This is a genomic window from Terriglobia bacterium, from assembly GCA_020073085.1.
Classification (GTDB): domain Bacteria; phylum Acidobacteriota; class Terriglobia; order JAIQFV01; family JAIQFV01; genus JAIQFV01.
In genome coordinates this window covers 62,891-85,657 of record JAIQFV010000010.1, presented here as the reverse complement: position 1 = coordinate 85,657, position 22,767 = coordinate 62,891, and the positions used below count along the sequence as shown (strand labels likewise).

The window sequence follows — 22,767 nt, the reverse complement described above, 5'->3', positions numbered from 1 at the left end:
ATTTTGTGATTCTTATCTATACGGGTCTCATGCCTCCCGCGAACTGGTTTGGTAGCTGCCCCGATGGGTCAAGGCGGACTCTGGCGACCGTCATGGAAAAACCCACCTTGGTCGATCGGGGCGGCTACCAAAGCTCGGGCGAGTCAATCTTCATCGAACGACAACTGTCACCATACTCTAAAATCCTCTGTGGACCCTGGTCTCCCATCGTTTTTAAGGTTGGACAGGACCCTTCAAAACCGGCATCATTACCGCGAATCGAACTTTCAAAGGCCATGAGGTCGCTGACGCGCCGAAAGGGGTTCTGCAAATGGGCAATTTCGCACCAGATGAGGGCTCAAACCAGGGGCACTAAGACTATCGGAGGATTCCTTCATGGAATACACACGACTTGGTAACACCGGCCTGATCGTATCGAGACTCTGTCTAGGAGCGATGACCTTTGGAAAAGATCCGTCAATGCCCACCGTTTTTAAAGTGGAGAGGGAAGTCGCCAAGACGATGGTTGAGACCGCGTTTGACGCCGGCATCAACTTTTTTGACACCGCTGACGCCTATTCCGGCGGGCAATCTGAAACCATGCTGGGCGAATTCATTGCAGACCGCCGGCATGATGTTCTCATTGCCACCAAAGTGGGATTCAGAACGGGAACGCCAATCACACAGGCCGGTCTGTCGAGGGGACACATCCTGGCGTCTTGTGGTCGGAGCCTGAAGCGGCTGAGGACCGATTACATTGACCTCTACATTGTCCACAAGGAAGATCCGTTCACCCCGATGGAGGAGACCCTCGGGGCATTGAACGATCTGGTGCGCCAGGGCAAGGTCCGCTATATCGGATTCTCGAATTGGCCGGCTTGGAAGGCGGCGACGGCGCTGCAAATGCAGAGGGCGCACGGATGGGCGGAGTTTTCAAGCGGTCAGATGTATTACTCGCTCGTCGGGCGCGATATTGAGCATGAAATGCTCCCATTGATGCGGTTTGCAGGCCTTGGCATGACCGTTTGGAGCCCGCTGGCAGGAGGCTTTCTGAGCGGCAAGTACTCCCGGGATAATCCGAAGGACAGCTCCGACCGCCTTGCGAGCTTCGATTTTCTTCCCACCGACAAGGAGCTGGGTTTCACAGTGGTCGAAAAACTCCGGGAAATCTCCAAAAAACACCGGGCCAGTGTGGCCCAGATCGCCCTTTCGTGGCTGCTCGCAAAACCAGTGGTTTCGAGCATCATCGTAGGCACCAGCACGCTGGATCAGCTGAAGGACAACCTGGGCGCGTCGAATCTCAAACTGACCGGCGAGGATGTGGCCGCCCTCGACAAGTTAACGGCTCCCATGCCCCTCTATCCAGCCTGGTTCAGTGCGAAGACCTTGGACGCTCCGCAAAGTTCGGCTTTAGGTTCTTGTTCCGGAAATTGACCCACGACGTAGAAGATAACAGCAGGAGGCTCGCCCCCAATGCCCAGCCCCGGCCGGCAGATGACGCTCGACTTTTCGGGCAAGTCTAACCGCCGGGATATCTACACCGCCATCTATGACGAGCAGTGCGAAATCTGCCAGGCATACGTCTCCTGGCTGCGTATCCTCGACCGGCATCATCGCGTGAGGTGCGTTGCGATTGAGCCACGGCGATTGAAGAAGCTGCATCCTGGTTTGCAACTAGAGGCTTGTTTGCGAGAGTTGCATGTGTTGACCCCGGAAGGCGAGCTATATGTGGGTTGGGACGGGGTGGCGCAATTGGCCCGGTTGTTCCCCCCGACTTGGATCATTGGACAACTGGGGAGGGTGCCTCCATTTCGGTGGCTGGGGCGCCTGGGGTACCGGTTTGTCGCCCGCAATCGGTATGCGCTGAGCAAATGTCGTGGCGGCGCCTGTCGCGTCGCCCGGCCGGAGACCGTCCGCCGGAAGTCCTTTTTCAGTGCATTCTGGAGCTGCTATTGGATCGGTCTCTTGCTGCGTCTCCCTTTGGTCCTCGGTGCGGGCCTGCGCGACTTTGTCGAGCAGGCCGTCGTCTTCGTCCGGACCTTTCGCCGCCGGCTCGTCCTCCCGGGTGGAAAACTGAGCATCGCATTTCTGGGGGGCTTCCCGTGTGATGTCGTCCCACTGGTGTTCGGCGAATTGTTTACGACGGTGTTGTACGACGGGATACTCATCGATCCGGGTTCACCTCGCATGCGACGTTCCCTGGCACGGCACCTGCGCCATCTGCCTAAGGATTCACTCCTTGCCGTCGTGGCGACGCATCACCATGAAGAGCACGTGGGCAATTTGAATTGGGTCGCCTGGCGGGCCTCTGTTCCTCTTTACGTTTCGCGTGCAACGGCAGAACTCCTGCAGTCTCCCTGGCGCCTTCCCTGGGTGCGGGCAGCCATCATCGGACAGCCCGCATGCCTGCAGCAGCCCTTCGAGCTGCTGCCGGATCAACTGGCGACGCACAGCGGCCATCTGGAGATCATCGAAGCGCCGGGGCACTGCGACGATCAAGTGGTGTTGTATGACCGGCAGGAAAAGCTCTTGTTGGCCGGTGACGCTTTCATGGGCACTTACTTTGCCACGCCCAATCCCGATGTGGACAGCCGGAAGTGGATCGATACGTTAGAGCGGCTGCTGGCCCTGGATGTGGAAGTATTGGTGGAGGGCCACGGGCATATTCACACGTTGCGTCCTGACTATCCCGACCTCCCCGGCGTTGTGATCCGGCAGCACCCGAAAGAGGCACTCCAGCAAAAACTGTCCTATCTTCGTTGGCTTCGGGACCAAATCGAAGAGGGGATGACCGAAGGGCTTACTCCAGCCGCGGTAGAGGCTACCTGTTTCCCCTGGGGTCGTGGCAGGACCTGGGAGAGTTTCTCAAGGAACGAGTTGATTCGTGTGCTCAGTCTGGGGCACTTCTCCCGCTCCGAGTTGGTGCGCAGCTTCGTTCGAGACCGCACTGCTGATGAGGTTCTTCCCACGGTCTATCAAGCACGCTTGTATTCGCGGTCGAAATCTTCAGAGGAGCCTCAGTAAGAGTCAGATCAGCGGGAACTGGGCCCGCCATTCCTTCCGCGAGTCCCAGAGGAATGATGGGAGTACAGCGGGCGTCCTACATTCCAGCCACTTGCTCTAAGAAAGCCATGCGGTTAAACTCTCTTCAACATGATCCGTTGAGGTAACTACAGCCCGAAAGTCCGATCAGGAGGAAGATTGCGATGGCTCACACGTACGAAGAACTGAAGATCAAGACGGTGGTAGAACTGCGCGAGATCGCTGCGGGTATCGAGCACGAGGCACTTCAAGGATACACCCAACTGAACAAGGACCATCTGCTGGTCGCGCTATGCAAGGCCCTGAACATTGACATGCACGCGCACCATGAGGTCAAGGGTCTTAACAAGTCGGAAGTGAAGGCGCAAATCCGGGAACTCAAGAAGAAACGCGACGAGGCACTGGCCGCGCACGACCATACCCGACTCAAGGATGTCCGGCGACAGATCCATCATCTCAAGAGGCAGATTCATCGAGCCACGGTCTGAATAGAATCGGCACAAAGGACTGGCTTCATCGAATCACCTCACTTGAGAAACAGTGGCAGACTCCCCCCACACGATCCTGGAGCGATAAGAAGACTTTCATGGGAGGGGGGCCTTTTTTGAATGTTCCGGGAGTCAAATTCCATCGGAGAGTCCGATGGCTGTGGCCGTAATGGTATCCTTGGTTTGTGTCATTTGAATCCGAAACAGCAGTTGGAGTACAAACAGATGGTTTAAACGCGGAGGAGCCCGTGAAGAACCTCATCTCCTTGGCGGTTATCATCCTGCTTTCCTCAGCGGTTCTGGTTTTTTCGGCAACTGCCCAAGGCCAAAATCCAATACCGTCCATCAATGAGAAGCTGGCCTTGGAAATCCGGGGGATGAGCAACTCTCCGACATTTTACCCGGTTTCACCCCCAGGCCCAGGCGTCTCGAGCACTTTTCTATTCGGATTTCGTCGTGTTCGTGACTGGCAGCGCCCACCCTCACAACCAGAAGACGTTTCTGTCATTAGATTGATGGATCGGAATGAGGGAGCCGCAGTCCAACTCGAGTGGTCTGTTCTTTTTGGGTCGACCGTTGGGATGGATACGCCCGAATCCCTTAAAAAACTGCGTGAGCAGAAGGTAGGCACTTATGTGTTGCGATTTGGGGGGTTAGATCGACCCCTCGTGGTCCCCGGGGCTACTCTAAACCACAATGTCCATGTCAGGCCAATTGCCCTCAAGGGTGAACCGGGCCATGACAGCGATTCCTCCGCTCGCCCGACGATTGTTATTGGGGCGGTCCTGTTTGACGATGGGACACATGAGGGAAAAGAGAATGAGTATCCGAGGCATGGATCGGTTCAAGGGCGATCCCGAGAATGGATGGCGACTCGCCGAGCTCCAGGTGTATGTCGCTCGCTTGAGGGAGGGTTATCTGAAACTGATTCCGATGAAGTAATGGCGGCCGATATCCAGCCCGGTGTCCTGGCTCCCCCTTATTCTTGAACGGGATTCACTCGATCCTGCGCGGAGGGGGTTACTGGGAAGATGTCCAAGGAGATCTGCTAAAAGTCGGACCGGAGCATTAAGACGCCGATTCACCTGTCAACATTTCATCAACAAACGCACTTCAATCTCGCGCGGCGGATGATCATGAAAATCAAATTGTCTTCAATTGCCTTGGTTTCGCTCTTTCTTCTCGAAAGTCAGTCCATGGTTGGCCAGCGGCCTGCTGAAGTTGAAATGTTCTCGCCCCAGGGGATAGTCAAGCATATTCGTCAGGTCCAGGTACGTTTTTCGGAGGCCATCACTCCGCTGGGTGATCCCCGCAGCGTGGTGACGCCATTCGACATGGACTGCCCTGAGAAGGGGACGGCGCGATGGGCCGACGGCAGAAACTGGGTTTTCGACTTCGACCGGGACCTGGCGGCGGGTATCCGGTGCGAATTCAGACTTAAAGAAGGGCTCAAGACGCTTGCGGGATCGCCGATCACGGGCAAACGGGTCTTTTCATTTTCTACGGGGGGCCCATCCATTCTTCGCTCGAACCCTTATCAAGGTGCAGATTATCTCGACGAAGAGCAAATTTTTGTTCTTGAATTGGACGCCGAGGCCACGGAGGCCTCCGTGCTCTCCCATGTTTATTTCACCGTCCAGGGCCTCGAAGAGAGGGTGGGGGTCCGGATTGTGTCCGGCAATGAGCGACAGCAGATCCTGAAGAGTCAATATCGCTACCGTCGCAAGGATGTGCCGCTTCCCCCAATATTAATGATTCAGGCGAAGCAGAGATTCCCGAACCACTCCAAGATCAGCCTGGTTTGGGGCAAAGCCGTTGCCACGCGAACCGGTGTCACCAATGAGAGTGATCAGATTCTGCCCTTTGTCACACGCCCGCAGTTCATTGCGACATTCCACTGTCAGCGGGAGAATCCCCAGAAAGATTGCGTGCCGGTCTCGGCGATGCACGTGAGTTTCTCTGCCTCGGTCGCATGGTCCGACGCCATGAAAACTGTTCTGAAGGGACCGAATGGTCAGCTCTGGCACGCCCAGGGCGAGGAATATGAGAATGAGGCGGAAAAGTACGCCGAGTCCGTTGTCTTTAAAGGTCCTTTTCCCGAAAAGACGGAGTTTCAAATCGAGATCCCCCCTGAACTCAAGGATGACGCCGGGCGAAAGCTCTCGAATGCGGACCGGTTTCCGCTCAAGGTTCGAACGGATGAGTATCCCCCCCTGGCAAAATTCGCCGCGAGTTTTGGCATTATCGAGCTGAATGCCGAACCTATGCTCCCTGTCACGCTCCGTAACGTCGAACCCGCAATCGCCGGGCGCATGATGGAGGTTGCTGAGGGTGAATCCACCATCCGGCATGCGGACGTGATCCGGAAGGATGATTATCTTACCGAGGAGATGCGGGGGATGATTTACAGGGTTCCCTCGGACCGTTCGACTCAAATGCTGTACTGGATTCAGAAGAGCGAATCGAGGAGCTGGGAGGATCGCGATAAGTCCATTTTCACTTCCGAAGCGGCGGGCAAAGCAAAGCCATTCAGTGTTCCGAAACTTCACGGCGCCCAGGCCTTTGAGGTCTTGGGGATTCCGCTGCCCTCCCCGGGATTCTATGTTGTGGAGATCCAAAGTGAACTCCTCGGGGCGGCCTTACTGGGCAAGCCGAGACCCATGTTTGTCTCGACGACGGCTTTGGTTACAAATCTCTCGGTCCACTTGAAGTGGGGAATTGAGTCGTCCCTGGTATGGGTGACGACGTTGGATAAGGCAAAACCGGTGAATAACTCCAGCGTCCAAATCCGGAACTGCAAGGGCGAGGTGCTCTGGGAGGGCCAGACTGATCCCAATGGAATCGCCCGGGTCGATAAACTTCCCGATCAGAATGAAATCGTGCGCTGTTCCAATGACCCTCTCGATACCGGCCTCTTTGTGACGGCGCGACTCGGCGAAGACCTGGCCTTTGTTCACAGTAGTTGGGATGAGGGGATTGAGCCCTGGAGATTCCAGCTTCCCATGGAATACGATGACAGGCTGATTGCTGCCCACACGGTATTTGATCGCACTCTTTTACGCGCCGGTGAAACAGTCCACATGAAACACTTCCTCCGCCGCCATGTGAGCGCAGGGTTTGCCCCCTTTCCTGAAGAGAAGCGGCCCAAGACAATCATCATTCAACATGTCGGAAGCAATCAAAAGTACGAGCTTGCAGTCCAGTGGGATTCGAGCGGGATTGCTGAAAGCACCTGGGCGATTCCAAAGGAGGCGAAGCTCGGCCATTACATGGTTATTCTGCCGATTCAATCCGGCAAATATCGATGGGGAGGGCAATCGGTTTCCGGAGAATTCAGGGTCGAAGAATATCGCGTGCCTTTAATGAAAGCCGTCAATCGGTCTCCCGAAGGACCCCTCGTATCACCTTCCCAGGTCAATGTGGATATGATGGTCGGCTTCCTGGCGGGTGGGGGCGCCGGAGATCTCCCGGTGAAATTCCGCCACCATGTCCAACCACGATTCATTCCCCCTGTAGAAGGATTTGAAGATTTTGTGTTTGCCAATGGGCGTGTTAAAGAGGGCGTGGTTCGGGGCGAGGTAGAGGAGGAGACGGAGGGGGAAGAGTCAGCAGAAAAGAAACCTTTTGAGTTAAAGAGTACCGAACTGACGCTTGACAAGTCCGGCTCGATCCGGACGACCATCACCGGTCTGCCCAAGTCCGAAAAGCCGCTCGAAATACTTACCGAGTTGGAATTCAGGGACCCGAATGGCGAAATCCAGACGGTGTCTTCGAGGATTCCATTGTGGCCGGCCCAGTGGTTGGTGGGCATCAAACCCGATTCATGGGTGTCCTCAAAGGATTTGCTGCGATTCCAGGTCGCCGTGACTGGCTTGAATGGAAAGCCGGTCGCCGAGGCTCCCGTGAAGGTGGATCTCCTGGAACGGAAAACCTACTCACATCGAAAAAGGCTGGTGGGTGGCTTTTATGCGTACGAGAATTACTATGAGGTGAAAGAGATTCAGGCTATCTGTAATGGAAAGACCAACCCGAAGGGCTTGTTGTTTTGCCAGGCCAAATCGCCTATCTCCGGAAATGTAATTCTTCAGGCTTCGACAACAGACCCATCAAACCGGGAATCAACAGCGAACCGGGAGGTCTGGGTCGCCGGCAAGGACCAATGGTGGTTCGCTGCCACGAATGATGACCGCATCGATGTCCTTCCGGAAAAGAAGCGTTATGAGCCTGGAGAGACCGCAAGGTTCCAGGTCCGGATGCCGTTTAAGGAGGCCACTGCCCTGGTTTCGGTGGAACGGGAAGGCGTTGTGGAGGCTTTTGTCACCAGAGTCTCCGGCAGTGAGCCGGTCATTGAAGTCCCGGTGAAAGGCAGTTTCGCTCCTAATGTTTTTGTCTCGGTCTTGCTGGTGCGGGAACGGGTGAGCGGGGTGCAGCCCACCGCCACCATCGACCTGGGCCGCCCGTCCTACAAGCTGGGTATTGCTCAAATTAATGTGGGTTGGAAAGCGCACGAACTGAACGTCAAAGTCACGACAGACCGACCCGTGTATAAGATCCGGGAAAAAGCAAGGGTTGCAATCGCGGTGAAGACCCCTGATGGAAAGGCGCCTCCGCGTGGAAGCGAGGTGGCGGTGGCGGCCGTCGACGAAGGCCTTTTGGAATTGATGCCCAATGGGAGTTGGCAGCTGCTGAACTCCATGATGGGACGGCGAGGCTATGGGGTTCGGACCTCGACTGCACAGACTCATGTCATCGGAAAACGGCACTTTGGCCTGAAGGCATTGCCCACCGGCGGCGGAGGAGGAAAGCAAAGCACTCGTGAACTATTCGATACATTGCTTCTGTGGAAAGGGCGTGTGCCTCTGGACGAAAACGGGGAAGCGTCCGTGGAAATTCCGCTGAATGATTCATTGACGAGTTTTCGTATCGTGGCGGTGGCGACCGGGGGATTGGAACGCTTTGGAACGGGATTCACTTCGATCCGATCGACCCAGGACTTGATGATCTTCTCCGGAATTGCCCCCGTGGTCCGTGAAAACGATCGGTTCCGTTCAGAATTCACCCTGCGCAACGCGACCGAGCAGAAGATGGAAGTCCAGGTGTCGGGACAGGTCAAAGGGCTTCGTGAGGCCCTGAAACCTGCCAATGTGCAACTCCAGCCAGGTGAGTCGAGGATTATCGGCTGGAACCTTGTGGCGCCGGTGGGTGCTGATTCGCTCAGGTATGAGATCGATGCCAGAGGTTCTGAAGGAAGCAGTGACCGGCTGGCAGTCGTCCAGAAGGTCGTGCCTGCAGTCCCCGTTCGAATCTTCCAGGCGACGTTGTTGCAGATTGAAAAAGAGGTCCATGTCGAGGTGGATCGACCCAAGGACGCACTCCCGGGACGCGGCGGCCTCCGGGTATCTCTCCGCCCGACTCTCGTGGACGGGATGGACGGGATAACCGAGTACATGAAGGATTACCCTTATTCCTGCCTCGAACAGGAGGTCTCAAAGGCCATCGCCCTCAGAGAGGAGCAGCGCTGGGGCCGATTGATGGAGCGCATGCCATCCTACCTTGATGGGGACGGTCTTGCGAAATATTTTCCATCCATGTTACAGGGCAGCGATGTGCTGACGTCCTACATCCTGTCGATCGCCCATGAAGCGGGGTGGAAGATTCCATCGGGCGTTGAGCAACGCATGGCAAACGGGCTTCGTGGATTTGTCGAGGGGCGGATTGTCCGGTGGTCCTCGCTCCCGACGACCGATCTGTCAATCCGAAAGATCGCCGCGGTGGAGGCCTTGTCGCGCCTGGGGCCAATAGACCCCAATTTGCTTTCCTCCATTACGGTCGAGCCCAACCTTTGGCCCACGTCGGCAGTCATCGACTGGTTCAATATTCTGGGAAGATCGTCGAACCTCCGTGATCGGGAGCAGAAACTGGGCCAGGCGGAACAGATTCTGAGGTCTCGACTCAACTTCCAGGGAACCACCATGGGATTTTCGACCGATACGACAGACTGCTGGTGGTGGTTGATGGTTTCTAATGACTCAAATGCGGTTCGTCTGGTTCTTTCTCTGTTGGATTTTCCCCGGTGGAAGGAAGACATGCCGAGACTGGTGCGTGGCGCCTTGGGTCGGCAACATCGGGGGCATTGGGATACAACCGTCGCAAACGCTTTTGGCGTCCTCGCCATGGAAAAGTTCTCCAATGCTTTTGAGAAGACCCCGGTCTCGGGACAGAGTGCGGTCCGGCTTTTGTCGCTGACCCAGGCGGTCGACTGGTCCGCCTCTCCGAAGGGCCAGACGCTTTCGTTTGGCTGGCCGCCCCAACAGAGCCAGTTGACGCTTAGCCCGGCTTCGGCGGGGAAGCCTTGGGCGACGATTCAAAGTCTTGCGGCGATACCATTGAAGGAGCCCTTTTCCACCGGATATAAGATCACGAAGACATTGACCCCGGTTGAACAGAAAACAAAGGGGGTCTGGAGTAAAGGCGACCTGATTCGAGTTCATCTCCAATTGGAAGGCCAATCCGACATGACCTGGGTGGTGGTGAACGATCCCATCCCTGCAGGGGCCGCAATCCTGGGAACGGGACTGGGAAGAGACTCCATGCTCGCCACCCGCGGTGAAGCCCGCAAGGGATGGATCTGGCCGGCGTTCGAAGAACGCTCTTCGGAAGCATTCCGTGCGTATTACCATTATGTCCCGAAGGGCAAATGGACGGTTGAATACACGGTGCGGTTGAACAGCGAAGGAATCTTCAATCTGCCCCCGACGCGGGTCGAAGCGCTCTATTCTCCCGAGATGTTCGGAGAATACCCCAATGCGGCAATCCAGGTGGTCAGTGAACAACGCTGAAGAACAGGAAACAAACAGCTCGATACGAAGGGCCGAGGACAGGGTCCATCGAAGAAGCCGGTTCGTCCTGTGGTTTTGGGGAGTGGCAGCTCTATTCGTGGGTGCTGGCCTGCTTGCGTTTGTTCTCTTTTCCGTTGTTTCCCCTTCTTTCATTCCGCCGCCTTTTGAGGAAGTGCGCAAGGATTATCGACGCTCCGATGCTGTCCTCCTGGATCGTCACCTCGAGGTCATTCACGAATTGAGGGTCGACAATCAACGGAGACGGCTGGACTGGGTGCCATTGGATGGAATTTCCCCAGCCCTGCAATCCGCCGTCCTCCGTGCGGAAGACAGAAATTTCTTTAAACACAGAGGGGTGGACTGGAGGGCGATGGGCGGGGTGTTGCTTAAGGGGTTCTCTTCCGAGAATCTGAGGGGTGCCAGCACGATCACGATGCAGCTTGCCGGGAAGTTGAGCCGCGAGCTGCAGCGACAGAGAGGCCGCCGTTCCTTGTGGCAGAAGCTGATGCAGATCCAGGCGGCGCGCCAGTTGGAGAGGTATTGGTCGAAGCCACAGATCCTGGAGGCTTATCTCAACCTGGTCAGCTTTCGTGGAGAGTTGCAGGGCATCGCCGTCGCTTCCCGAGGCCTGTTTGATAAGCAACCTCACGGATTGAGCAATCCTGAGGCGGTCATTATGGCAGCCTTGCTTCGAGCTCCGAATGCCTCCGTGGATCAGGTTGCAACGCGCGCTTGTCAACTCTCGGACGCCCTGGGGTTGCACTTGGATCCTGCGGATGTGCAGACGAAGACCAGGGAGGTTCTAACAAAGCCTTACTCTGTCCAGCCGGAGATGGCACTGGCCCCACATGTGGCCTGGCGTTTGCTGGAGGCGGGGAAGACGAAGGCAACTTCCGAGACCACCCATTCGATCGTATGCACTGTGGACGGAACCCTCCAACGATTTGCCGTTGAAACCCTCGAGCGTCACCTCCTCTCGGTGAGGGAGCAGAACGTGCACGATGGAGCGGCTCTGGTGGTCGACAACCAGACGGGCGAGGTGTTGGCTTACGTGGGAAACGTTGGAAATCTGGCAAGCGCGCGCTATGTGGATGGAACCCGCGCCCGGCGCCAGGCAGGATCCATCTTGAAACCGTTTCTCTACAGCCTTGCGTTTGAAGAGCGGCTGATGACTCCGGCTTCTTTGATTGACGACAGCCCTCTCGATCTCCCTGCCGTGAACGGAATCTACCGCCCCGAAAATTATGATAACCGGTTTCACGGCCGTGTGACGGCGCGAATCGCGCTGGCATCTTCTTTGAACATTCCTGCCGTGAAAACCCTCAATCTAGTCGGCGTTGATGCCTTCGTCAGGAGACTGGGCGACCTGGGGATTCGGGATCTTCGGCCTGCCGATTTCTATGGCCCTTCCCTGGCTTTGGGCTCCGCGGATATTTCACTCTGGGATCTCGTCAATGCCTATCGAACCTTGGCGAACGGCGGCCTGTGGAGTCCTCTTCGTCTGACTTTCGGCGAGGCCCCGGAAGCCCCTCCCCGCCGCGCTGTGTCTCGGGGTGCCGCTTTTCTCGTAGCGGACATCCTTTCTGACCGGGCGAGCCGGACCGAGACCTTCGAATTGGAGAGCCCGCTTTCCACCCGGTTCTGGACGGCGGTAAAGACCGGGACCAGCAAGGACATGCGCGACAACTGGTGTGTGGGGTACTCGAGCCGGTACACCGTCGGCGTCTGGGCCGGTAATTTTTCGGGGGAGCCCATGTGGAACGTGAGCGGAATCACCGGTGCAGCTCCGGTGTGGGTCGAAATCATGAACTGGCTGCATCGCGATCAGCCGAGTTCTCCGCCCGCGCCCCCCGCAGGGGTAATCGCCAGGAGAATCGAAATCTCTGATTCCGGCGAAAGCCTCAACGAATGGTTTCTCAAGGGGACAGAACCCCTCGAAATCCGGCCAGCTTCGGCGCTCGCGAATTTCCGGATCGTTTATCCGGCCGGCGGCACGATCATTGCCTTGGATCCGGATATTCCGGGGGAACAGCAGAAGGTTCTCTTTGAATCCCGGCCCTCTGACCACCGCCTTCTGTGGTCCCTGGATGGAGAAGAAATCGGGTCCGCGGGGTCCGCTCTGCCTTGGACACCCAGGGCAGGCAAACACACCCTGGCGTTAGTGGATGGATCGATGCACATCCTTGACTCCATCAATTTTGAAGTCCGCGGAGCGGTCGTACCCTAGGATTCCACCCTTATCAAGGCGCCAGGGAACGGTTTTGCAGGAGAAACGGATATTCTCGCAAACTCAATTGATGAAGTCATCCAGCGGCTGGACGAGATCGTCGATTTCTCATCTCAGGAGCGCAGCCGCCTCGGTTATTTCGCCGCCCTTTATCGGAGGGTGACGATTCAAGTAAAGAATGGCATTGAAGAAGGTCTGTTTGAAGACGGGCCGAGGATGGAGCACCTGGATGTTGTATTTGCCAACCGCTACCTCGAGGCCCTCGAGCAGCGCCGGCAAGGGCCTCACACCACCCGGTCCTGGCAGATTGCCTTAGAGACCTCCTCCGGGTGGTGGCCCATCGTACTCCAGCATTTGCTCCTGGGAATGAACGCTCACATCAATCTCGACTTGGGGATTGCTGCGGCGAGAACCTGTGCCGGGGATTCAATTCAGGGACTCAAAACCGATTTCGGGAAGATCAATCAGATCCTGGCGTCCCTGGTCAGCGGGGTGGAACGCGAACTGGAAACGGTGTGGCCCACGTTACGCTTGTTAGACCAGATCGCCGGGAAGACCGACGAGGCGATTATTAATTTCAGCATGGAGAAGGCCCGGGAACATGCCTGGGAAGTGGCCGTTCGCCTGGCGCCCCTAACAAACGCGGATCAGGCCTCCCAGATCGAATTGATTGACGCTGAGACGGCCCTGATCGGCCAGGCCATCCGACATCCGGGAGCTCTGATCAGCACCGTGCTCCGTGTCATCCGGCTTGGCGAGAGACGCAGCGTAACCCAAATCATCGACATCCTCAAATAGCCCGGGAAACTGATCAATCTCAGGGCATTGAAAATGTGCGCACTGAGCACTTCCAGGATCGCACACGAGGGCGCATCCTTTTTCGTGTGGTCGCTGGATGGTTGTCGTGCTGAACAGTCGTGGCCCTTCCGAACTCCCGCGCACCAAGAAAGTCGCTTGGGGCAACCGGAGAGACCAAACATGGACGAAAAGATAATATCCACAGAGAGGATGGATCTGATTGCCGCCACCGCGGAACTCGCCCGTACGGAGATGGAGGGCATAGAGGAGTTTTCGCGCCGGCTGGGGGTCCACGTCTCCGAGGATTGGCCGCCTCCCTTAAACGATGCCCAATCGATGAACTGGACCCTGCGATACTTGCTTGAGAATCCCGACGGGGTGGGATGGGCCACCTGGTACTTTGTCCTTCGCACCCCTGACCCCAGGGAGCGAACCGCAATCGGCAACGGCGGCTTCAAGGGTAAGCCTTCGCAGGATGGCACGGTTGAGGTGGGCTACTCTTTGATGGAACCATACCAGGGTCGTGGGTATGCGACGGAAGCGGTCAGAGGGTTGCTGAAGTGGGCGTTCGATCATCCGCGGGTCAACCGCGTCATCGCCGAAACCTATCCCGAGCTCTTGCTGTCCATCCGGGTCCTGGAGAAGAACGGTTTTGTGCCTACCGGAAAAGGGTCCGAAGAACGAGTTATCCGCTTTGAGATTACCCGTGAACGTTTAGGGATGGCCGGATAACGGGAGGGAATGAAATTCATCCTCGCGCCTGTTACCCCGCTCCTGGAATACTTTCCAGGGCCCTAAGTTGGTCGGGCTTAATACAAACTTAACACCCCCCTCACATTCCTTAAACACTCTTCCCTTAGACTCCGCCCGTTAGCCTTCAAATCCATTGACCCGGCGAAGATCCCCTTCGCCGGATGAATCCTGGCTATCGAAGCCAAGGGAGGAAACCGTATGTTTCGAAGAATGAATTTCAAGTCCCTCGTTGGAAAGACATCACTGGTTCTTGCATTGTCGATCATCTCTTTAGGTGGGTCCGCAATACGGTGCGAAGACTCTGAGCCCCGGACCACGACTCCCATTAAGCATGTCATCGTCATCTTTCAGGAGAACGTTTCGTTCGATCACTACTTTGCCACCTACCCCATGGCGACGAATCCGGTCGGAGAGCCGACGTTTAAGGCCCGGCCGGGAACACCCTCGGTGGATGGGCTTCCGGCGGACTTATTGACCAATAACACGAACTCCGCAAATCCCTTTCGGCTCGACCGCAGCCAGGCAGCGACTTGCGATCAGGATCACGGCTACACGGACGAGCAGAAGGCCTATCACGCCGGGCTCCTCGACAAGTTTGTGGAATTTGCGGGCAACAGTGGCCCCGGGTGCAATCCCCACCAGGTGATGGGTTACTTCGATGGAAATACCGTCACGGCGCTCTGGAACTATGCGCAGCATTTCGCGATGAGTGACAACCATTTTGGAACGGTCTTCGGCCCTTCCTCTCCGGGTGCCCTGAACCTGGTTTCGGGACAGACTTCGGGTGCGGATGTTAGTAATCTCACGACGCCCTTCGGCCAGGACTCCATTGCGTCTGCGGTGATTGGCGATCCTCAGCCACGTTTCGACGATTGCTCCACCCGAGAAGTGTTGGGGATGACTGGGACCAACGTCGGCGATTTATTGAATACGGCCGGCGTGACCTGGGGCTGGTTCCAAGGAGGGTTTCGTCCGAGTTCGGTGGTCAATGGAACCGCGGTCTGTGGCACGGCCCATACCGGCAGCACTGGACTGAGTACCAAGGACTACATCCCCCATCACGAACCGTTCCAATACTATGTCTCTACGGCCAATCCACACCATCTGTCGCCCAGCGCGGTCGATATGATCGGCAAAACGGATCAAGCGAATCACCAATACGATTTGATCGACTTTTGGAGTGCGGCACATTCAGGCCACCTTCCCGCGGTCAGCTTCCTCAAGGCACGCGCATTTCAGGATGGTCATGCGGGATACTCCGACCCGGTCGCCGAGCAAGCCTTCCTCGTCGACACCGTCAATCGCCTGCAGACACTGCGCGAATGGGAGAGCACGGCAGTCGTTATCGCCTATGATGACTCGGACGGGTGGTATGACCATGTGATGCCGCCCATCGTCAGTCAGTCGAGCACCAGCCTGGATGCCCTTACGGGACCTGGATCCTGTGGAACGGCGGCCGCGGGGTCTCTTCAGGGCCGGTGTGGTTACGGACCCCGGCTGCCCTTGCTGGTCATATCACCTTTCTCCAAAGAGAACTTTGTCGACCATTCGGTGAGTGATCAAAGCTCCATCCTGCGTTTTATCGAAGACAACTGGGGGCTTGGCCGGATCGGCGGTCAATCGTTTGATGAAAAGGCCGGCTCGTTGTTGAATCTTTTTGATTTCAAAGGAGGTCGTTCGGATCGTCTCTTCCTCGATACCTCCACGGGGCAGCCATCAAACAAGAAATCTGACCGCGAACTCTAGTGCATAAATAAGAATGACCCGGCCTGCTCTGCGTCAGGCGGAGCAGGCCGGGTCCGTTTCACGGGACCCAAAAGGAAAACCCCGTGGACCTTCGATTACAGTCGGCGGATCATCAAGAGGGTGCGGTCATCCCGGTTTTCCCGACTGCTGGTGAGGCTCAAAATTGACTCAGCCAGTTCTCGCAGTGGCCGTTCGCCCTCCTGAATGAGCAAGTCCTTCATCTGAGGGAGGTGGTCCTGTTCTCCGCTTTCCGATTCGGAGATCCCGTCCGTATAAAGGCAGAGCAGGTCGCCACGCGCCATCTCCACCATTCCAAAACGGTATTTCGCTTCGGGTTGAAGGCCGACAAACAGGCCGCCCTCGTCCAGTTCGATCAATTCATGCCCGCGCCGCAGCAAAGGATAGGGATGCGACGCGTTGACATACAGGAACCGGCCATCCTGATGGAGCTCGCACAAAACCGCAGAGATCAGATCCCGGTCGTCCCCTTCGTCGTTAAATGCTTGATTTAACCTCCCCATCTTTGCCGTGAGTTTCAGCGGTTCACGATTAACCAGGCGCACACAGCGATGCAGCGCCGTGATTTGGACGGCGGCGATGAAACCCTTCCCCTTCGCATCCGCGATGGTGACAGCCAGGACCTCCGGCGACAACAGCTCCAAGTTGTAGTAATCCCCGCCCACAATCTCGGACGGGTCCGAGTGAGCCAGCATTTCATATCCGGCAAAAAACGGTTGACTCTGGGACAGCAATCGTTGCTGTTGATGCCTGGAAAGAGAGAGGATCTCATGCAACTGGTTTCTCTCCTCATGCTTTTGGACGAACATGGTGACCAGGCGGGTGATGAGGAGGATCGTCTCCTCAATTCTTTCGCGGTCGGTCTCGAGCACCGCCGGGCGGAAGTAAAACGTCAGGAATGACTTCTGTTTTCTCCCGAACATCACCACGGCGACCGGAAGGTGGATCTCGTTCCCGGGGTGCCAGAATGGATTTGATTTCTTATGTCGACGCGATAGGGCCTGCAGCCCGTGGGAAAACTCCGGGGAGAGCGCTTCTCCTCGCGCGCTCACCCGACGAGTTTCGCCCTTCAGCCGTTGCCAGAGTTCACACGAGGAGATTCCGAGGTCCTCTGCGAAAGTGGAATACAGCCTGTCCAGCAAATGGACCCCAAAGCTTCCGCTGTGCTCTCCCGTGGAGGCTTCTTCGATCAGGTCGTAAATCCTTCTTTCCAGCATCAGGACACCTCGGTTGATCCTTTCATCGGTTCGAGCCGGGAGATCGACGGTTAAATGCCATGACCCGCAGCGGCCAAGTGTGGCGTCCGGAGGGTGGGCGTCGCTGTTGTGGGGGGAGAAGATCAGTGGGTCTCGAACATGGAGCCGGTCTCCTGCTTTCGCGAGGGGCAAGGTCAATTGGGGCGGATCGTTTCTTCGATGTGGTGGCGGACGTCCCTGCCCGCCACGACGTAGATCACGTCTTCCGCGACATTGGTGGCATGGTCCGCGACGCGTTCGATATTCCGGGAGATCAGCAGCAGGTCAATACCGCGCTGAACCGCATCGGGATGCGAGGTCATGAACCGAACCAGTTCCTGGAAAATATCATCCCTCAGGCGGTCGACCTTGTCATCGCTTTCAAGGACATTGCGGGCGAGGTCGGCATTGCGGTTGACAAAGGCGTCCAAGCCGTCGTGCAGCATCTTTTCGGCCAGCGCTGCCATTCTTGGCAGATCGATCATCGGGGAAATGGGCGGCTGATTGATCAGCGAAAGCACTCGCTGCGCTATGTTGACACAGAGATCGCCGATGCGTTCGAGGTCGTTGTTGATCTTGACCGCCGAGGCAATGAGGCGCAGGTCCGTCGCCATGGGCTGCTGCAACGCCAGCAGACGCATGGCCCGGTCGTCGATCTCAATCTGGAGCATGTTGATGGCCTCTTCGCCTTCAAAGACTTGAAGTCCCAACTGGGCATCACGCTCCACCAGCGCCTTGATGGCCTGGTGCAAGGCCCGCTCCACCAGTGAGCCCATGGCGAGCAGCTTCTGTTTCAATTCGGAAAGATCTTCTTCAAAGTGTCGATGCATGGGGAAATCAGGTGTTAGGTATTAGGTGTTAGGTGTCAGGATCGCGTTAGCTCCCATTCCTTTTAACCGTGTCTCCTTGTTTGACCCGGATTTCGTTGGGTGTGAATTCATACTTCTTCGCCGTCATCTTGAATTCCTTGACAGCCGGTCCCTCCTCCGCCCCCAGGGTGAACGAGGCACATAAACTCACCAAACAGCAAAACAATGAAGCGCGCATCCATGGTTTCATCGGACATTCTCCGGGTCGTCGGCATGATTCGGAGGCCTCATTTTAACCGAAACGACCCGTGATGTAATCCTCTGTCTCCTTTTTGACCGGGTTCGTGAAGATTCTTCGGGTGTCGCCGAATTCCATCAATCTTCCAATGAGAAAGAAGCCGGTAAAATCACTGACGCGAGCAGCCTGCTGCATGTTGTGTGTGACGATGACGATCGTGTATTGTTTCTTCAGTTCAAAGATCAGTTCTTCGATCTTGGCAGTGGAGATCGGATCGAGCGCGGAGGCGGGTTCGTCCATCAGCAGGATCTCCGGCTCGATGGCCAGGGCGCGTGCGATGCACAGCCGCTGCTGCTGTCCCCCGGAAAGAGCCAGAGCGGATTTATGGAGTGAGTCTTTCACCTCATCCCACAACGCCGCTCCGCGGAGGGTTCGTTCCACCACTTCGTCCAGGGCCTTCTTGGAGTGTGCCAGTCTGTTGATGCGAAGTCCGTAGGCCACGTTCTCATAAATGGATTTGGGAAAGGGGTTGGATTTTTGAAAGATCATTCCCACGCGGCGGCGCAGCTCGATGGGGTCTGCCTGGCGGGCATAAATATCCCGTCCATCAATGAGCACCGTCCCGTCCACCCTTGCGCCCGGGATCAGGTCGTTCATCCGATTCATCGTCCGCAGAAAGGTCGATTTGCCGCAGCCCGAGGGACCAATGAAGGCAGTGACGCACTGCTCCCGGATCTGAATGCAGATGTCCTCCAGCGCCTGCTTCTGTCCATAGAAGAAGTTGAGGTGCTCCGCGGATACTTTCACCGCCTGCAAGGTGCGGTTGGGCGAGGTCCCCGGGGGAAGTTCCGTTCTAAGCAAGGTGATGGCCGGCGTCTGTCCGTTTTCTGTATTCGATGGGGACATCTCTTCCTCTTCGACTTCCATCCGATCAAACCTCATCTGAGGAATCCTGCTTTCCTGTTCATCGAGATTCTCCGGAGTGCTCATGAAACGATCCTTCTCCGCGGGTAGTAATGATCAGCCGTTCCCAGGTCCCACAATCCGGGGTCGGTAAAATACCGCCACCACCACATTGGCCGGCGGGACCCGGCAGCGGGCTATAAATAAGCGTGTCCCGAATCTCGCAAAAATACCCGCACCACAATATTGGTCAGCAGGACGCCCAACAACAGGATCAATCCGGCGGCCCAGGCCTGTTGGTGCCAGTCGTCATAGGGCCCGACGGCGTAAGTGAAGATCATCACGGGCAACGAGGCCGTCGGCTCATTCAAGCCGTGCGACCAAAACCGGTTCCCGAAGGAGGTAAAGAGCAGCGGGGCGGTCTCGCCCGCGATCCGGGCCACCGACAACATAATCCCCGTCAGGATCCCGCGCATAGCGACCGGGATCACGACCGTTACAATCACCTTCCATTGCGGGGCCCCCAGCGCGTAGGCCGCCTCTCTCAGTTCCCGGGGGACCAGGCGCAGGAATTCCTCCGTGCTTCGCAGCGCCGTGGGAATCATCATGATCCCCAACGCGAATCCCCCCGCCCAGGCCGAGAAATGTCTCGTCCGAAGCACGATCAGGGTGTAGGCAAAGATGCCAATGACGATCGAAGGAACACCGTTGAGCAGGTCGGTGGCATAGCGGACGCCAAAATTGAACCTCGTTCCGCCATACTCCACAAGGTAGAGGGCTCCCAGAAATCCAAGGGGAACTCCGAACAGGGCGGCAATCAGGATGATCTTGCACGACCCGACAATCGCGTTGGAAATTCCACCACCGGATTCACCCACCGGTTTGGGAAGCTGGGTCAGGAATGCCCAATTGATGGACCTCCCCCCGTGCCAAAGGAGGTAACCGAGAATAAACAGCAGGACGGAAACCGCCAGCAGCGCACAGAGCGATGTCAGGGAGAAAACCAGGTAATTGGTGATCTTTCTACGCATTCGACTCTCGTGGGGCAGACGTCCTCGTCTGCCTCCCTTGCAGGATTAAGACCCCGGTCGAACTATGATTCATGACCGCAGCCGACGGGGACGTCGGCTCCACATCGAAGCTCCGGCTCATGCCGCCGCTCCCTGTTTGCGCACCGTGCTCCAGAGCAACAGTCGCGCCAGGGCGTTGATGATCATGGTCATCACAAAGAGCAGCAGCCCGATCTCCACCAGGGCGCTCAAATAAAGATCCCCGGTCGCCTCCGTGAACTCGTTGGCAATGACCGCGGCCATGGTGTACCCGGGCGCGAAGAGCGAGGCAGAGATCTGTGGCGTGTTCCCGATTACCATCGTCACCGCCATCGTCTCGCCGAGGGAGCGAGCCAGCGCCAGAAAAATGGATCCAAAAATCCCCGATCGCGCGTAGACCAGGGCGACATGCCACGTGGTCTCCCAGTGCGTCGCCCCCAACGCCATGGACGCCTCGCGCTGCTCGCGAGGAACGGCCAGGAGCACTTCCCGGGAGATCGAAATAATGAAAGGAACGATCATCACGGCCAACACGATTCCAGCCGTGAGCACACCCACCCCGTAGTTGGGTCCCGAAAAAATCGGAAGGAACCCCAGGGCTGCTTTCAACCAAGCTCCGCCATGCTCGCGCATGAACGGAACCAGGACGAAGATTCCCAGCAGGCCGTAAATGACGCTCGGAACTGCCGCCAATAACTCGATCACGAAGGTCAGAGCCGAAGAAATGGCCCGGGGCGCCAGTTCGGCTAGAAAAATCGCCGCCCCAATCCCGACCGGCACCGCCACCAGAAGCGCAATCACGGAAGTGACGAGGGTTCCAAACATAAAGGTGATGGAGCCGAAGGATAAGAAGACTGGATCCCAGGTCTTCTGGGTAACAAAACTCCAGCCGAATGCATTGAGGCTCGGCACCGAGCCCTTGTACAGTTCCCACGCCAGAGCCCCCGTGATCACGAGAACCGAGAGGGCGGCCAGGAAAGTGATCCCGCGGGCAACCAGATCTCCCATCCGGAAGCGCTGGGTCCACGAACGTGAAAACAGGGATGGAGGGGCTGAGAGGGCCGCGATCTCCGGAGGCTCGCTTACCAACTGTTCATTCATGGAGGTCAGTGATTTCCAAAACTCGCCTGAAAAAATGGGGCTGGAACCTTGCACCCAGCCCCGCGGGCATTCACCTGCACACAGGAGTTCATTGGATAATGCCGGAACCACTCCCTGGAGATTCTCACCTGTTCTCCCGGATCAATACTTAATCCTGGTGATGGCTTTCTCTTCCTTGGCGACGACGGCCTTCGGAAGAGGGGCATACGCCAGTGCCGTTGTGAATTTCTGGCCATCTCCCACCATCCACTTCAGGAAATCGACGAGCACTTTCCCCTTATTGGCAGCGGCAATCTGTTGGGGCACCAGCAGCCACGTGAAGCTCGAAATGGGGTAGCTGCCTTTCCCGGGGGCGTTGGTGATGGAAACCCGGAAATCATCCGGCATGTTGGCAGCTGCTCCCTGGGCGGCTTCGGTCACCGAATTCAGATCGGCCTTGACAAAGACTCCCGCCGCATTCCTCACCTTTCCGTAGGGCAGCTTGTTCTGGATGGCGTAAATCAGTTCGACATAACCCATCGCCCCGGTGGTTTGTTTCACGACCCCCGTGACCCCTTCATTTCCTTTTCCGCCCAGGCCCACGGGCCAATTGACCGAAGTTCCTTTCCCCACCTTGGTCTGCCACTCCGTGCTGACCTTGGAGAGAAAGTCCGTCCAGATGTAAGTGGTTCCACTGCCATCCGACCGGTGGACCACGATGATGTCCTGATTCGGGAGTTTCACGTTGGGGTTGTCGCGTGTAATGGCGGGGTCATTCCACTTGGTGATGCGGCCCAGGAAAATACCCGCCAACGCATCAGGGGTGAAGTTCAGTTCCGCGGTGACGCCGGGGATATTGTACGTGGGCACGTCCGCGCCGAGAACGGTCGGAAAGTGCAGGATCGGAATCTTGGCCTGACCCAACTGTTCATCGGTCATCGGTCCATCGCTGGCGCCAAAGTCCACCGTGCTCTTCAGCAGTTGTTGAATTCCGCCGCCACTCCCGATGGACTGATAGTTGATCTGGATATCGGGATGCAGCTTGTGGTACTCATCGAACCACTTGGAGTAAATGGGATAGGGAAAGGTGGCCCCGGCGCCGTTCAGTTGAGCCTGGGCGCGGACAGGTGCCGCCCCTACAACCAACAATCCCATAAGCATGAGGATCAGACCAAGTGCTAACACAATGTTTTTCATGGTTTCTCCCTTTGCGCTGAATTGAGTCTACCGTTTCATTTGTTACAATCAGGTTACATCCGCGTTAAACGCCGGTTAAGCTTCATCAAGGAGGCACATAACGCGGATCGAAATAACCCAGGCTGGCATGAGCATTCTTGGGCTGCCCGGCTCCAACGAACCATGGCCTTCGAGTCAAGAAAGAGTATTCAGTGATGAGCGGTTTCCTCGGGGTTCATCCGTTGAATCCACGCCTTCATTCCTCGAGATGTTCCTAATCTTTTAAGAGGATGACATCATCGAAGATTCACATTAAGGGAACATTAAACCAACATGATGATTGTGTTAAAAACTCTGAAGGGAGCGCTTGGGAGCGAATCGCCTCGA

16 protein-coding genes are annotated in these 22,767 nt (G+C 56.7%); 8 read left to right on the top strand and 8 right to left on the bottom strand.

Annotated features, from left to right (window positions below):
* Nucleotides 1-375: 375 nt before the first annotated feature.
* The 3 genes from LAO21_11995 (at nt 376) to LAO21_11985 (ending at nt 3,509) form a co-directional block, all read left to right on the top strand.
* Nucleotides 376-1,413 (top strand): aldo/keto reductase, encoded by a 1,038-nt coding sequence (locus LAO21_11995; GenBank protein ID MBZ5553435.1) that lies wholly within the window; start codon nt 376-378, stop codon nt 1,411-1,413.
* Nucleotides 1,414-1,452: 39 nt separating this feature from the next.
* Nucleotides 1,453-3,003, top strand: a complete 1,551-nt coding sequence (locus LAO21_11990; protein ID MBZ5553434.1) for a DCC1-like thiol-disulfide oxidoreductase family protein — start codon at nt 1,453-1,455, stop codon at nt 3,001-3,003.
* A gap of 182 nt (nt 3,004-3,185) precedes the next feature.
* Entirely contained in the window at nt 3,186-3,509 is a 324-nt protein-coding gene (locus tag LAO21_11985; protein MBZ5553433.1) for a hypothetical protein, read from the top strand.
* Nucleotides 3,510-4,195: 686 nt separating this feature from the next.
* Here LAO21_11985 and LAO21_11980 read toward each other — a convergent pair.
* A complete protein-coding gene (locus LAO21_11980; protein MBZ5553432.1) occupies nt 4,196-4,345 on the bottom strand; it encodes a hypothetical protein in 150 nt (49 codons plus the stop codon).
* A 360-nt stretch (nt 4,346-4,705) separates the two neighbouring features.
* On the opposite strand from LAO21_11980, the gene LAO21_11975 reads away from it, so the two are divergent.
* The 5 genes from LAO21_11975 to LAO21_11955 all read left to right on the top strand — a co-directional run bounded on the left by LAO21_11975 (nt 4,706) and on the right by LAO21_11955 (nt 15,872).
* The gene (locus LAO21_11975) at nt 4,706-10,348 is read left to right on the top strand and encodes an alpha-2-macroglobulin (protein ID MBZ5553431.1); all 5,643 of its coding nucleotides are present in this window, start codon (nt 4,706-4,708) and stop codon (nt 10,346-10,348) included.
* A 97-nt stretch (nt 10,349-10,445) separates the two neighbouring features.
* Complete coding sequence (pbpC, locus tag LAO21_11970) at nt 10,446-12,575, top strand: penicillin-binding protein 1C (GenBank protein ID MBZ5553430.1); 2,130 nt, start codon at nt 10,446-10,448, stop codon at nt 12,573-12,575.
* Nucleotides 12,576-12,626: 51 nt separating this feature from the next.
* A complete protein-coding gene (locus LAO21_11965) occupies nt 12,627-13,373 on the top strand; it encodes a DUF5995 family protein (GenBank protein ID MBZ5553429.1) in 747 nt (248 codons plus the stop codon).
* A 180-nt stretch (nt 13,374-13,553) separates the two neighbouring features.
* The gene (locus tag LAO21_11960) at nt 13,554-14,105 is read left to right on the top strand and encodes a GNAT family N-acetyltransferase (protein MBZ5553428.1); all 552 of its coding nucleotides are present in this window, start codon (nt 13,554-13,556) and stop codon (nt 14,103-14,105) included.
* A gap of 219 nt (nt 14,106-14,324) precedes the next feature.
* Nucleotides 14,325-15,872, top strand: coding sequence for an alkaline phosphatase family protein (locus LAO21_11955; GenBank protein MBZ5553427.1), 1,548 nt, complete (start codon nt 14,325-14,327; stop codon nt 15,870-15,872).
* 95 nt (nt 15,873-15,967) lie between these two features.
* Here LAO21_11955 and LAO21_11950 read toward each other — a convergent pair whose 3' ends face one another.
* The 7 genes from LAO21_11950 to pstS all read right to left on the bottom strand — a co-directional run bounded on the left by LAO21_11950 (nt 15,968) and on the right by pstS (nt 22,365).
* Complete coding sequence (locus LAO21_11950; GenBank protein ID MBZ5553426.1) at nt 15,968-17,278, bottom strand: serine/threonine-protein phosphatase; 1,311 nt, start codon at nt 17,276-17,278, stop codon at nt 15,968-15,970.
* Nucleotides 17,279-17,280: 2 nt separating this feature from the next.
* The gene (phoU, locus tag LAO21_11945; GenBank protein MBZ5553425.1) at nt 17,281-17,955 is read right to left on the bottom strand and encodes a phosphate signaling complex protein PhoU; all 675 of its coding nucleotides are present in this window, start codon (nt 17,953-17,955) and stop codon (nt 17,281-17,283) included.
* A 46-nt stretch (nt 17,956-18,001) separates the two neighbouring features.
* On the bottom strand, nt 18,002-18,184 hold the full coding sequence (locus LAO21_11940) for a hypothetical protein (protein ID MBZ5553424.1): 183 nt from the start codon (nt 18,182-18,184) through the stop codon (nt 18,002-18,004).
* Nucleotides 18,185-18,226: 42 nt separating this feature from the next.
* Nucleotides 18,227-19,078 carry a phosphate ABC transporter ATP-binding protein PstB gene (pstB, locus tag LAO21_11935; GenBank protein ID MBZ5553423.1) on the bottom strand — a complete coding sequence of 284 codons (852 nt, stop codon included), beginning with the start codon at nt 19,076-19,078 and terminating at the stop codon, nt 18,227-18,229.
* Between the two features lie 194 nt (nt 19,079-19,272).
* On the bottom strand, nt 19,273-20,106 hold the full coding sequence (pstA, locus tag LAO21_11930; GenBank protein MBZ5553422.1) for a phosphate ABC transporter permease PstA: 834 nt from the start codon (nt 20,104-20,106) through the stop codon (nt 19,273-19,275).
* 117 nt (nt 20,107-20,223) lie between these two features.
* Entirely contained in the window at nt 20,224-21,132 is a 909-nt protein-coding gene (gene pstC, locus LAO21_11925) for a phosphate ABC transporter permease subunit PstC (protein MBZ5553421.1), read from the bottom strand.
* Nucleotides 21,133-21,366: 234 nt separating this feature from the next.
* On the bottom strand, nt 21,367-22,365 hold the full coding sequence (pstS, locus tag LAO21_11920) for a phosphate ABC transporter substrate-binding protein PstS (protein ID MBZ5553420.1): 999 nt from the start codon (nt 22,363-22,365) through the stop codon (nt 21,367-21,369).
* Between the last annotated feature and the right edge of the window lie 402 nt (nt 22,366-22,767).

Excerpts from the sequence above, each read along its gene's own strand:
- phoU (MBZ5553425.1), bottom strand. The coding sequence starts at position 17,955 with ATGCATCGACACTTTGAAGAAGATCTTTCCGAATTGAAACAGAAGCTG.
- LAO21_11980 (MBZ5553432.1), bottom strand. The coding sequence starts at position 4,345 with ATGCCTCGGATACTCATTCTCTTTTCCCTCATGTGTCCCATCGTCAAA.
- LAO21_11940 (MBZ5553424.1), bottom strand. The coding sequence starts at position 18,184 with ATGAAACCATGGATGCGCGCTTCATTGTTTTGCTGTTTGGTGAGTTTA.
- LAO21_11955 (MBZ5553427.1), top strand. The coding sequence starts at position 14,325 with ATGTTTCGAAGAATGAATTTCAAGTCCCTCGTTGGAAAGACATCACTG.
- LAO21_11960 (MBZ5553428.1), top strand. The coding sequence starts at position 13,554 with ATGGACGAAAAGATAATATCCACAGAGAGGATGGATCTGATTGCCGCC.
- pstS (MBZ5553420.1), bottom strand. The coding sequence starts at position 22,365 with ATGCTTATGGGATTGTTGGTTGTAGGGGCGGCACCTGTCCGCGCCCAG.
- pstB (MBZ5553423.1), bottom strand. The coding sequence starts at position 19,078 with ATGTCCCCATCGAATACAGAAAACGGACAGACGCCGGCCATCACCTTG.
- pstC (MBZ5553421.1), bottom strand. The coding sequence starts at position 21,132 with ATGGGAGATCTGGTTGCCCGCGGGATCACTTTCCTGGCCGCCCTCTCG.
- LAO21_11990 (MBZ5553434.1), top strand. The coding sequence starts at position 1,453 with ATGCCCAGCCCCGGCCGGCAGATGACGCTCGACTTTTCGGGCAAGTCT.
- LAO21_11995 (MBZ5553435.1), top strand. The coding sequence starts at position 376 with ATGGAATACACACGACTTGGTAACACCGGCCTGATCGTATCGAGACTC.
- pstA (MBZ5553422.1), bottom strand. The coding sequence starts at position 20,106 with ATGCGTAGAAAGATCACCAATTACCTGGTTTTCTCCCTGACATCGCTC.
- LAO21_11975 (MBZ5553431.1), top strand. The coding sequence starts at position 4,706 with ATGGTTGGCCAGCGGCCTGCTGAAGTTGAAATGTTCTCGCCCCAGGGG.
- LAO21_11985 (MBZ5553433.1), top strand. The coding sequence starts at position 3,186 with ATGGCTCACACGTACGAAGAACTGAAGATCAAGACGGTGGTAGAACTG.